The following is an 11,871-nucleotide window of genomic DNA, read 5'->3' as shown; positions in this document are numbered from 1 at the left end:
AATGCAGATGCATCGCCACCGTAAGTTTTTGCTAATACAGTTGTGATTGCAGCTGTTAATGTGGTTTTACCGTGGTCAACGTGGCCGATAGTACCTACGTTTACATGCGGTTTAGTACGTTCAAACTTTTCTTTTGCCATTTTACTGGTTTCCTAGTTAAAAGTCCGGCCCCTATCCTATATGGAGTAGATAACCGGACCAGACCTTCATTAAGATTTACAGTCGCGACTCGGAGATAGCTTTTGCTACCGCACTCGACGCTTCTGCGTAATTAAAAAATTCCATAGAGTATGAGGCTCTACCCTGAGTTGCACTTCGCAGATCAGTAGCATAACCAAACATTTCTGATAAGGGTACTTTCGCATGTATTATTTTAATACCTGCAACACCATCATCCATGCCTTCTATCATACCGCGGCGCCTATTAAGGTCACCGACTACGTCACCCATCCAGTCTTCTGGAGTGGTGACTTCAACTTTCATAGTTGGCTCAAGTAAAACAGGATTTGCTTCTGCAGCCCCTTTCTTGAATCCCATCGACCCTGCGATTTTAAACGCCATTTCTGAAGAGTCAACATCATGATACGAACCGTCGTATAAAGTTACTTTTACATCAAGCACTGGATACCCGGCTACGACACCACTTTGCATTTGTTGCTGAATACCTTTATCAACAGCTGGGATGAATTCTTTTGGAACGACGCCCCCAACCACTTCATTGATAAATTCGTAGCCAGCACCTTCTTCATTAGGTTCGAGCTTCAACCAAACGTGACCATATTGGCCTTTTCCACCTGATTGACGAACAAACTTACCTTCAACTTCAACGCTAGAGCGAATAGTTTCACGGTAAGCTACTTGTGGTTTACCTACATTACAATCAACACCAAACTCACGCTTCATTCTGTCGACAATGATATCTAAGTGCAGTTCACCCATACCAGATATGATTGTTTGCGCAGTTTCTTCGTCAGTATGTACCTTGAATGATGGATCTTCTGCCGCTAGCTTACTAAGGGCAATTCCCATCTTTTCTTGGTCTGGTTGAGATCTAGGTTCTACTGCAATAGAAATAACCGGTTCTGGAAATTCCATACGCTCAAGGGTAATAATATGATTAGGATCACACAAAGTGTCGCCTGTAGTCACATCTTTTAGCCCTATAGCTGCAGCTATGTCTCCTGCTCGTACTTCTTTAAGCTCTTCTCTATCTTTGGCATGCATTTGAACAATACGTCCAAAGCGCTCACGCTTACCTTTTACAGGGTTGTAAACGGCATCACCTGAGTTAACTACGCCAGAATAACAGCGGAAGAAAGTTAAAGTTCCAACAAAGGGGTCTGTAGCAATTTTAAATGCTAAAGCAGCAAAAGGTTCGTTGTCGTTTGCAGGACGTTCCGCCTCTGTCTCATCTTTGTCGTTTAGTACACCAGTAATTGCTGGCACGTCCATTGGTGCAGGTAGAAACTCGATAACAGAATCAAGTACAGCCTGAACACCTTTGTTTTTGAATGCCGAACCACAGGTTGCAAGCACAATTTCATTAGCAAGTGTACGTTTGCGTAAACCAAATTTGATTTCGTCTTCGGAAAGCTCTTCGCCTTCCAAATATTTATCCATCAACTCATCAGTAGCTTCTGCTGCCGCTTCAACTAACTCGGTACGAAGTTCTTCCGCACGGTCTGCTAAATCAGCTGGAATATCTTCATAGGTGAATGTCATACCTTGGTCAGACTCATTCCAATTAATGGCTTTCATCTTGATTAGGTCAACCACACCTTTGAAGGTTTCTTCAGCACCAATATTCAAATGAATAGGAACACAGTTAGCCCCTAAACGATTTCTTATTTGATCTACAACACGCTCAAAATCTGCCCCTGCACGGTCCATCTTGTTAACAAATACCATGCGTGGGACGCGATATTTATCAGCTTGACGCCAAACAGTTTCAGATTGAGGTTCTACACCTGACGAACCACAAAATACCACCACTGCACCATCGAGCACTCGTAAAGAACGTTCAACTTCGATAGTGAAGTCAACGTGTCCTGGAGTATCGATAATATTGATACGGTGTTGGTCATATTGCTTGTTCATGCCCGACCAGAAACAGGTCGTGGCAGCCGAAGTAATGGTTATGCCGCGTTCTTGTTCTTGTTCCATCCAATCCATAGTGGCAGCGCCATCATGGACCTCACCGATCTTATGAGAAAGACCAGTATAGAAAAGAACCCGTTCAGTGGTGGTAGTTTTACCAGCATCAACGTGGGCGACAATACCAATATTTCGGTAACGCTCAAGGGGCGTTTTACGAGCCATAGCTTTCTCTTATTACCAACGGTAGTGAGCGAATGCTTTGTTAGCTTCGGCCATACGGTGAACGTCTTCACGTTTCTTAACCGCAGAACCTTTGTTTTCAGCAGCGTCGAGCATTTCAGCTGCAAGGCGTTGAGCCATTGATTTTTCACCACGTTTACGAGCAGCGTCAACTAACCAACGCATACCTAGTGCATTTCGACGAACGGGACGTACTTCTACTGGTACTTGGTAAGTAGAACCACCAACACGACGAGATTTAACCTCTACCGTAGGGCGGATGTTGTCCAACGCATCTTCAAATATGTCTAAGTGTGCTTTGTCAGCTTTAGAAGCAACAATATCTAGCGCACCGTAAACGATTTTTTCAGCAGTCGATTTTTTGCCATCTAACATGACGACATTCATAAATTTAGCTAATAACTCTGATCCGAACTTAGGATCTGGTAGGATTTTACGTTGTCCTACGACTCTTCTTCTTGGCATCTCAATTCTCCGTAGAATTCAGGGGATTCCCAAAACTCAATTAATACTATAGTTTGGCCTTACTAACGGAGAACCGTTAAGACTTAGGCCTTTTTGCGCCGTACTTAGAACGGCCAGCACGACGATCACTTACGCCAGCACAATCTAATGTACCGCGAACTGTGTGATAACGAACACCTGGTAAATCTTTAACACGACCACCACGAATAAGAACAACACTATGCTCTTGTAAGTTGTGACCTTCACCACCGATATATGAAGAAACTTCAAAACCGTTAGTTAAACGAACACGACATACTTTACGTAATGCTGAATTCGGCTTCTTTGGTGTGGTTGTATATACACGAGTACATACTCCACGACGTTGTGGACAGGCCTGCAAAGCCGCGACGTTGCTCTTCGTCGCAGGTTGTTTGCGTGGCTTGCGCACTAACTGGTTAACTGTTGCCATTAACAAGCTCCTGATTAAAATTACGACTGTTTGCCCTTTTTATAAGGGCGTAAAACGCGAAAAATCCGCGAGCCTCAATAAAGTGATGAAATCATCACCAAATTTCGGGTCGCGGAAGTCTAATGATCAATAGCTGACCTGTCAAGTAGGAGTATCGCTAAACTGTGTTTTATATAGGTTTAGCGACAATTCTAACTTTTTCAGATCATATTTGATCTTATTTTTTACTCATCAGCAGGAATATCACTTACTTCAGCATTTAATGCTTCTGTTAATGCTAACTCTGCTTCAGATGCAGAAACTGAAGGCTCTTCAAGCTCCTGTAGTTCTGCTAGTTTTCTAGCAGTACGTTTTTGATGGTATGTGAAACCTGTACCAGCTGGTATCAGGCGTCCAACAATTACGTTTTCTTTCAAGCCACGTAACTCATCTTCTTTACCTTGCACTGCTGCTTCAGTAAGTACACGAGTTGTTTCTTGGAAAGAAGCTGCTGAGATAAATGACTCAGTAGACAATGACGCTTTTGTGATACCTAATAACTGTGTTTCGTACTGAGCAGGGATTTTGCCCTGTTTTTCCAATTCACGGTTAGCGATTTTCACGTTAGATACTTCTACCTGCTCACCTTCTAAGAACCTACTGTCACCAGCGTGAGTGATCATGCACTTACGCAACATTTGACGAATAACCACTTCGATGTGCTTATCGTTAATTTTTACCCCTTGTAGGCGGTAAACTTCTTGTACTTCATTAACGATATAGTTAGATACAGCACTGATACCACGTAAACGTAAAATGTCATGCGGAGACTCAGGACCATCGGCAATAACTTCACCTTTCTCAACAGACTCACCTTCAAACACGTTAAGTTGACGCCATTTAGGGATCATCTCTTCGTAATGGTCTTCACCTTTAGGCGTGATGGTTAAACGTTTCTTACCTTTAGTTTCTTTACCAAAGCCAATCATACCTGAAACTTCAGCTAAGATAGCTGGCTCTTTAGGCTTACGAGCTTCAAACAAGTCAGCAACACGTGGTAGACCACCGGTAATGTCACGAGTCTTCGAACTTTCTTGTGGTATACGTGCCAATACGTCACCAGGCTTAGCTTCCATACCATCTGTAGCTTCGATAGTAGTAAAGCTTGGTAAACGAATCTCTTGTAAGCCAAACTCTTCACTTTCAAGGATTAGCTTAGGTTCTTTAGCATTCGCTTTAGATAGATCATTTACAACGATACGAGTTAAACCAGTCAACTCATCTTGTTGCATTTCAGTATTACTGTCATCAACATCAGCAAAGCTAATTTTAGCGGCACGCTCTGTAACAATTGGATGTGAATGAGGGTCCCAGTTTGCAACCACTTCACCCGCTTCAACTTTAGTATTGTCATCAGTTGTTAATATTGCACCGTAAGGTACTTTATAACGTTCTTTCTCACGACCTTGATCATCAATAATAGTGATCTCAGTTGAACGAGAAACAATAACCACTTTGTCGTCTGTATTGCGTACAAATTTCGCATTATGAAGTTTCAATGTACCAGTAGTTTTAACTTGTACACTGTTTTCAGCAGACGCTCTAGATGCAGCTCCACCAATGTGGAAAGTACGCATGGTTAACTGTGTACCTGGTTCACCGATTGACTGTGCGGCAATAACACCTACAGCTTCACCATGACCAACCATGTGTCCACGAGCCAAGTCACGACCGTAACATTTAGCACAAACACCAAAGTCGTTTTCACAGGTAATTACTGAGCGAACCATAATTTGGTCAACTGAGTTTTCTTCAAGCATGTCCACTAAGGCTTCATCAAGAAGAACGTTACGCTCAACCAGTACTTCAGTGGTGCCTGGTTTCAGTACGTCTTCAGCCACAGTACGACCTAGTACACGTTCACGAAGCGGCTCAACTACGTCACCACCTTCGATTAGCGGTGTCATTTTAACACCTTCAAACGTGCCACAGTCATCGTTATTAATAACCAAATCTTGTGCAACATCTACTAAACGACGAGTCAAATAACCCGAGTTAGCTGTTTTCAATGCCGTATCGGCCAAACCTTTACGAGCACCGTGAGTAGAGATGAAGTACTGAAGTACGTTCAAACCTTCACGGAAGTTTGCAGTAATAGGTGTTTCGATGATTGAACCATCTGGTTTTGCCATCAAACCACGCATACCAGCTAGCTGACGAATCTGAGCGGCACTACCACGAGCACCAGAATCGGCCATCATAAAGACTGAGTTGAAAGAAGCTTGTTCTTCCATTTCACCATCACGATTTAAAACTGATTCTTTAGATAAGTTTTCCATCATAGCTTTAGCGACTTTTTCATTCGCGTTTGACCAGATATCGATAACTTTGTTGTAACGTTCACCCGCGGTAACAAGACCAGATTGGAATTGCTCTTGGATTTCGTAAACTTCAGCTTCGGCACCTTCAATGATGTCTTTCTTAGCGTCAGGAATAACCATGTCATCAATACCAACCGATGCACCAGCAATCATTGCATAGTGAAAGCCGGTATACATGATTTGGTCAGCTGCGATAACAGTATCTTTCAAACCAAGTGAACGGTAACAAGCATTCAATAACTTAGAAATCTGCTTTTTACCCATGGCTTGGTTAATAATCTCAAAAGGTACACCTTTAGGTAATACTTCAGAGAAAATAGCACGACCAACAGTAGTATCAGTTAAGGTAACCTTTTCAGTCTTAGTTCCATCTTCAGCAACTTCATATTCAGTAATACGAACTTTAACACGAGCATGTAATTCAGCAGTTTCCGTACGGTAAGCTTTTTCAGCTTCCTTAGGACTGGTGAATACCATACCTTCGCCTTTACCATTAACACGATCACGTGTCATATAGTACAAGCCCATTACAACGTCCTGTGAAGGTACGATAATTGGCTCACCGTTGGCAGGTGAAAGAATATTGTTGGTAGACATCATTAAGGCACGAGCTTCTAGCTGTGCTTCGATAGTCAAAGGTACGTGTACCGCCATTTGGTCACCATCGAAGTCGGCGTTATATGCCGCACAAACCAATGGGTGCAATTGAATAGCTTTACCTTCGATTAGAATAGGTTCAAATGCTTGGATACCTAGTCTATGAAGTGTTGGTGCACGGTTAAGCATAACTGGATGTTCGCGGATTACTTCATCAAGTACATCCCAAACTTCCGGATCTTCACGCTCAACTAATTTTTTAGCAGCTTTAATAGTCGTAGCTAAACCACGACCTTCTAGTTTTCCGTAAATAAATGGCTTGAATAATTCAAGTGCCATTTTCTTAGGAAGACCACATTGGTGCAAACGTAAAGTAGGACCAACGGTGATTACAGAACGACCAGAATAATCAACACGCTTACCTAGTAAGTTCTGACGGAAACGACCTTGCTTACCTTTGATCATATCGGCCAAAGATTTAAGAGGACGTTTGTTAGAACCAGTAATAGCACGACCACGACGACCATTATCAAGAAGTGCATCTACCGCTTCTTGTAACATACGTTTTTCGTTACGTACGATAATGTCAGGTGCTGCTAGGTCTAATAGACGCTTAAGCCGGTTGTTACGGTTGATAACTCGACGATACAAATCGTTCAGGTCAGAAGTCGCAAAACGACCACCATCTAGAGGTACCAATGGACGTAAATCAGGTGGTAAAACAGGAAGAACCGTTAAAATCATCCACTCTGGCTTGTTACCAGATAATTGGAAAGATTCTAATAGTTTCAAACGTTTGGTGATTTTCTTACGCTTAGTTTCAGAGTTAATAGTAGGTAACTCTTCACGCATAGCAACTACGTCAGCATCAACATCTAATGCTTTAAGCAATTCGAATACTGCTTCAGCACCCATTTTTGCTTCAAATTCGTCACCATGCTCTTCTAACGCATCCAAATACTCTTCTTCAGTTAGAAGTTGGCTACGCTCTAAGGTTGTCATACCTGGTTCAGACACCACATATGATTCAAAATAAAGAACACGCTCAATATCACGTAATGTCATATCTAACATTAAGCCAATACGAGACGGTAGTGATTTAAGGAACCAGATATGTGCTACTGGGCTTGCCAGTTCAATGTGTCCCATACGCTCACGACGTACTTTAGTTAAAGTAACTTCAACTCCACATTTTTCACATATAACACCACGGTGTTTAAGGCGTTTATACTTACCACATAAACATTCGTAATCTTTTACTGGACCAAATATACGGGCACAGAACAAACCATCACGCTCAGGTTTAAAAGTACGATAGTTAATCGTTTCTGGTTTCTTAACTTCACCAAAAGACCACGAGCGGATCATGTCCGGAGCAGCTAAGCCAATTCGAATATTATCGAACTCTTCAGTCTTATGTTGTTGCTTAAGAAACTTTAATAAATCTTTCACATTTCTCTCCAGCGGAGTTAGTTGCAAAGATCCTGTTAGTGTTAATCACACTAACAGGACAATCGGTCTACAAGCTATATCTGAACGTCTATTGCTCTTCTAGTTCGATATTGATACCTAGTGAACGGATTTCTTTCAACAATACGTTGAATGATTCCGGCATACCAGGTTCCATACGATGATCGCCATCAACAATGTTTTTATACATTTTAGTACGGCCATTCACATCATCGGACTTAACGGTTAGCATTTCTTGTAAGGTATATGCAGCACCATATGCTTCTAGTGCCCATACTTCCATCTCTCCGAAACGCTGACCACCGAACTGAGCTTTACCGCCTAACGGTTGCTGTGTAACTAAGCTATATGAACCAGTAGAACGAGCATGCATTTTGTCATCAACCAAATGGTTAAGTTTCAGCATGTACATGTAACCTACTGTTACTGGGCGCTCAAATGGGCGACCTGTGCGACCATCAAACAAAGTGATTTGACCACTTTCAGGAATGTCAGCTAACGTTAACATATGCTTTATTTCAGCTTCCGTTGCACCGTCAAATACTGGTGTAGCCATTGGCACACCTTTACGTAGATTACCGGCTAAACGGGTGACTTCATCATCAGTAAAGTTATCAATATCAACAACTTGATGCGATTTCCCTGCACTGTAAACTTCTTTTAAGAAGTTACGTAGCTTGGCCATCTCTTCGTGCTCTTTTAACATACGGTCTATTTTCACACCGATACCGCTTGCAGCCATACCTAAGTGAGTTTCAAGAATCTGACCGATGTTCATACGCGAAGGTACACCAAGTGGGTTCAATACGATATCAACAGGGGTTCCGTTCTCGTCATAAGGCATGTCTTCAACTGGTTGAATAGTTGAAATAACACCTTTGTTACCGTGACGTCCCGCCATTTTATCACCAGGCTGAATATGACGTTTAACTGCAAGGTAAACCTTAACAATCTTAAGTACACCTGGTTGTAAATCATCACCTTGAGTGATCTTACGACGCTTAACTTCAAATTTAGTGTCAAAGTCAGCTTTGATTTCACTATGCTGTTCAGCAATTTGATCAAGCTCGGCTTGTGCGTCTTCATCACTTAAGGTTAAGTCAAACCACTTATCGCGAGGTAAACTATCAAGTTTATCTTGATCAATTCCAGATTTAAGTAACAAGTTACTAGCTCTGGCAAAAATGCCATCCGCTAAAATTCCAAACTCATCGCCTAAGTCTTTCTTAACTTCACGCAATTGCATATCTTCGATTTCACGAGCACGTTTGTCTTTCTCAACACCATCACGGGTGAATACTTGAACATCAATAACTGTACCGTGAACACTATTTGGAACACGTAATGATGTATCTTTTACATCAGACGCTTTCTCACCAAAGATTGCTCTTAAAAGTTTCTCTTCTGGCGTAAGTTGAGTTTCACCTTTAGGCGTAACTTTACCTACTAAGATATCGCCACCTTTAACTTCAGCACCGATATAAACAACACCAGAATCATCCAGTTTTCCTAAGGCAGACTCACCCACATTCGGGATATCAGCACTAATTTCTTCTGGACCAAGCTTAGTATCACGAGCAATACAGCTTAGTTCTTGGATGTGAATAGATGTAAATCTATCTTCTTGAGCAACACGCTCAGAGATTAAGATTGAATCTTCGAAGTTATAACCATTCCAAGGCATGAATGCGATACGCATATTTTGCCCTAGCGCTAAGTCACCCATATCTGTGGATGGACCATCAGCTAATACATCACCAGCAACAACTGGTTCGCCAACATTACATGTTGGTTTTTGGTTAATACATGTATTTTGGTTTGAACGGGTGTATTTAGTCAGGTTATAAATATCAATACCTGCTTCACCAGCTGTCATTTCTGACTCGTTCACTTTAACAACGATACGACTTGCGTCTACGTAATCTACTGAACCACCGCGTTTCGCGACTACCGTTACACCAGAGTCAACTGCTACTGTTTTCTCCATACCCGTTCCAACTAGTGGCTTTTCAGCTATAAGTGTTGGAACAGCTTGACGTTGCATGTTGGCACCCATCAATGCACGGTTAGCATCATCGTGTTCTAGGAACGGAATAATACTCGCTGCAACAGAAACGATTTGCTGTGGAGAGACATCCATGTACTTGATGTCATCTACTGGCATTAACGTGGTTTCACCACGGAAACGACAAGGGATCAATTCTTCAGCTAATTTGCCATCGTCATCTAACACGACATTTGCCTGTGCAATCGCAAATTGGCCTTCTTCGATAGCTGATAAATAATCGATTTCGTCGGTTACAACACCATCAACAATTTTACGATAAGGTGTTTCTAAGAAACCAAAATCGTTTGTTCGAGCAAAACTTGATAAAGAGTTGATCAAACCAATGTTTGGTCCTTCAGGTGTTTCGATTGGACAAACACGACCGTAATGAGTTGGATGTACGTCACGTACTTCAAATCCAGCTCTTTCACGTGTTAAACCGCCTGGGCCTAATGCAGAAATACGACGTTTATGCGTAACTTCTGATAACGGGTTATTCTGGTCCATAAATTGAGATAATTGGCTTGACCCAAAGAACTCTTTTACTGCAGCAGAAATAGGCTTAGCGTTAATCAAATCTTGTGGCATAACAGCATCAAGGTCGCCTAAACTTAGACGTTCTTTAACGGCACGTTCAACACGTACTAAACCAACACGGAATTGGTTTTCAGCCATTTCACCAACAGAACGAATACGTCTGTTACCTAAGTGATCGATATCATCAACTTCATCTTTACCATCACGGATAGTGATAAGTTGCTTCATTACTGAAACGATATCATCATTACCTAAAGTGCCAGAACCTGTTGATTCTTCACGTCCTAAACGACGGTTAAACTTCATACGTCCAACAGACGATAAGTCATATCTGTCATCAGAGAAGAATAAGTTAGTAAACAAGGTTTCAGCGGCATCTTTAGTTGGTGGCTCACCAGGACGCATCATGCGGTAAATTTCAACTAAAGCTTCTAGCTTATTAGTTGAATTATCTATACGCAAGGTATCTGATATATAAGCACCATGATCTAACTCATTAATATAAAGAGTATCAAAAGTGGTAACACCGGCTTCAGTAAGTTCTGCTAAGTTTTCTAATGTTAGTTCATCATTAGCACTAACTATAACTTCGCCAGTTTCTTCATTGATGTAGTCACGAGCAAAGACACGGCCGACTAAATATTCAGCAGGAACTTCTAATTCAGTTATTTTTGCTTTTTCTAATGCTCTAGTATGACGAGCTGATATACGGCGACCCGCTTCAACAAGAACCTTACCTTTCGCATCTAGAATATCAAACTGTGCAGTCTCACCTCGTAGGCGGTCTGGCACTATATCTGATAGATATTTATCACCATCAATTCGAACCTGATTTTTCTCAAAGAATAAATCAAGAATTTCTTCTGTGGTCATTTCTAATGCACGTAAGATAATAGTAGCCGGTAATTTACGACGTCTATCTATACGTACAAATAAGTTATCTTTAGGGTCAAATTCAAAGTCTAACCACGAACCACGGTATGGGATAACGCGAGCGTTATACAACACTTTACCGGATGAGTGAGTCTTCCCTTTATCGTGATCAAAGAACACGCCTGGTGAACGATGTAATTGCGACACAATAACACGCTCAGTCCCATTGATAACGAAAGTTCCGTTATCTGTCATAAGTGGAATTTCACCCATGTAGACTTCTTGCTCTTTAATGTCTTTTACTGTGCCTGGTGCTGCTTCTCTATCGAACAACACTAAACGCAATTTCACACGTAGAGGGGCTGAATATGTAACACCACGTATCTGACATTCTTTTACGTCAAATACTGGCTCACCTAAACGGTAACTTACATATTGTAATTCAGCGTTACCAGAGTAACTTTTGATTGGAAAAACTGATCTAAATGCTGCTTCCAGTCCATGTTGACCTTCTTCATCGAGGTCAATAAACTTCTTAAAAGAATCTAACTGGATTGAAAGTAGATACGGTATTTCCAATACCTGTGGGCGTTTGCCAAAATCCTTACGGATACGTTTCTTTTCGCTATAGGAGTAAACCATGGGTTCCTCAGCCTGCCGATTTTTGACCCAACTTGTTTAAGGAGTGCACTCATTAAACAAACTTCCGCTATCCTTTAAGTTTGTACTTCAAA

Annotated in this window: 6 protein-coding genes; all 6 read right to left on the bottom strand. The window is 41.6% G+C overall.

Annotation, left to right across the window (positions count from 1 at the left end; translation table 11 throughout):
• The coding region (locus tag ABJD71_RS01615; protein WP_348112728.1) for a GTP-binding protein at window positions 1-140 on the bottom strand (140 nt) is incomplete at its 3' end.
• 76 nt (window positions 141-216) lie between these two features.
• On the bottom strand, window positions 217-2,319 hold the full coding sequence (fusA, locus tag ABJD71_RS01610; protein WP_348163472.1) for an elongation factor G: 2,103 nt from the start codon (window positions 2,317-2,319) through the stop codon (window positions 217-219).
• Window positions 2,320-2,331: 12 nt separating this feature from the next.
• The gene (gene rpsG, locus ABJD71_RS01605; protein ID WP_133471475.1) at window positions 2,332-2,802 is read right to left on the bottom strand and encodes a 30S ribosomal protein S7; all 471 of its coding nucleotides are present in this window, start codon (window positions 2,800-2,802) and stop codon (window positions 2,332-2,334) included.
• A gap of 76 nt (window positions 2,803-2,878) precedes the next feature.
• Window positions 2,879-3,253, bottom strand: coding sequence for a 30S ribosomal protein S12 (gene rpsL, locus ABJD71_RS01600; protein ID WP_007623100.1), 375 nt, complete (start codon window positions 3,251-3,253; stop codon window positions 2,879-2,881).
• A gap of 224 nt (window positions 3,254-3,477) precedes the next feature.
• Window positions 3,478-7,662: a DNA-directed RNA polymerase subunit beta' gene (gene rpoC, locus ABJD71_RS01595; protein WP_348163469.1), complete on the bottom strand. Its 4,185-nt coding sequence runs from the start codon at window positions 7,660-7,662 to the stop codon at window positions 3,478-3,480.
• Between the two features lie 88 nt (window positions 7,663-7,750).
• Window positions 7,751-11,779, bottom strand: coding sequence for a DNA-directed RNA polymerase subunit beta (gene rpoB / locus ABJD71_RS01590; RefSeq protein ID WP_348163467.1), 4,029 nt, complete (start codon window positions 11,777-11,779; stop codon window positions 7,751-7,753).
• Window positions 11,780-11,871: the final 92 nt, after the last annotated feature.

Source organism: Paraglaciecola sp., assembly GCF_039943935.1.
Classification (GTDB): domain Bacteria; phylum Pseudomonadota; class Gammaproteobacteria; order Enterobacterales; family Alteromonadaceae; genus Paraglaciecola.
The sequence above is the reverse complement of the archived record's forward strand: the minus strand, read 5'-3'. Positions and strand labels throughout refer to the sequence as shown.

What these genes read in the sequence shown, in the direction of transcription:
- rpsL (WP_007623100.1), bottom strand. Translation starts at nt 3,253, where the DNA reads ATGGCAACAGTTAACCAGTTAGTGCGCAAGCCACGCAAACAACCTGCG.
- rpsG (WP_133471475.1), bottom strand. Translation starts at nt 2,802, where the DNA reads ATGCCAAGAAGAAGAGTCGTAGGACAACGTAAAATCCTACCAGATCCT.
- fusA (WP_348163472.1), bottom strand. Translation starts at nt 2,319, where the DNA reads ATGGCTCGTAAAACGCCCCTTGAGCGTTACCGAAATATTGGTATTGTC.
- rpoB (WP_348163467.1), bottom strand. Translation starts at nt 11,779, where the DNA reads ATGGTTTACTCCTATAGCGAAAAGAAACGTATCCGTAAGGATTTTGGC.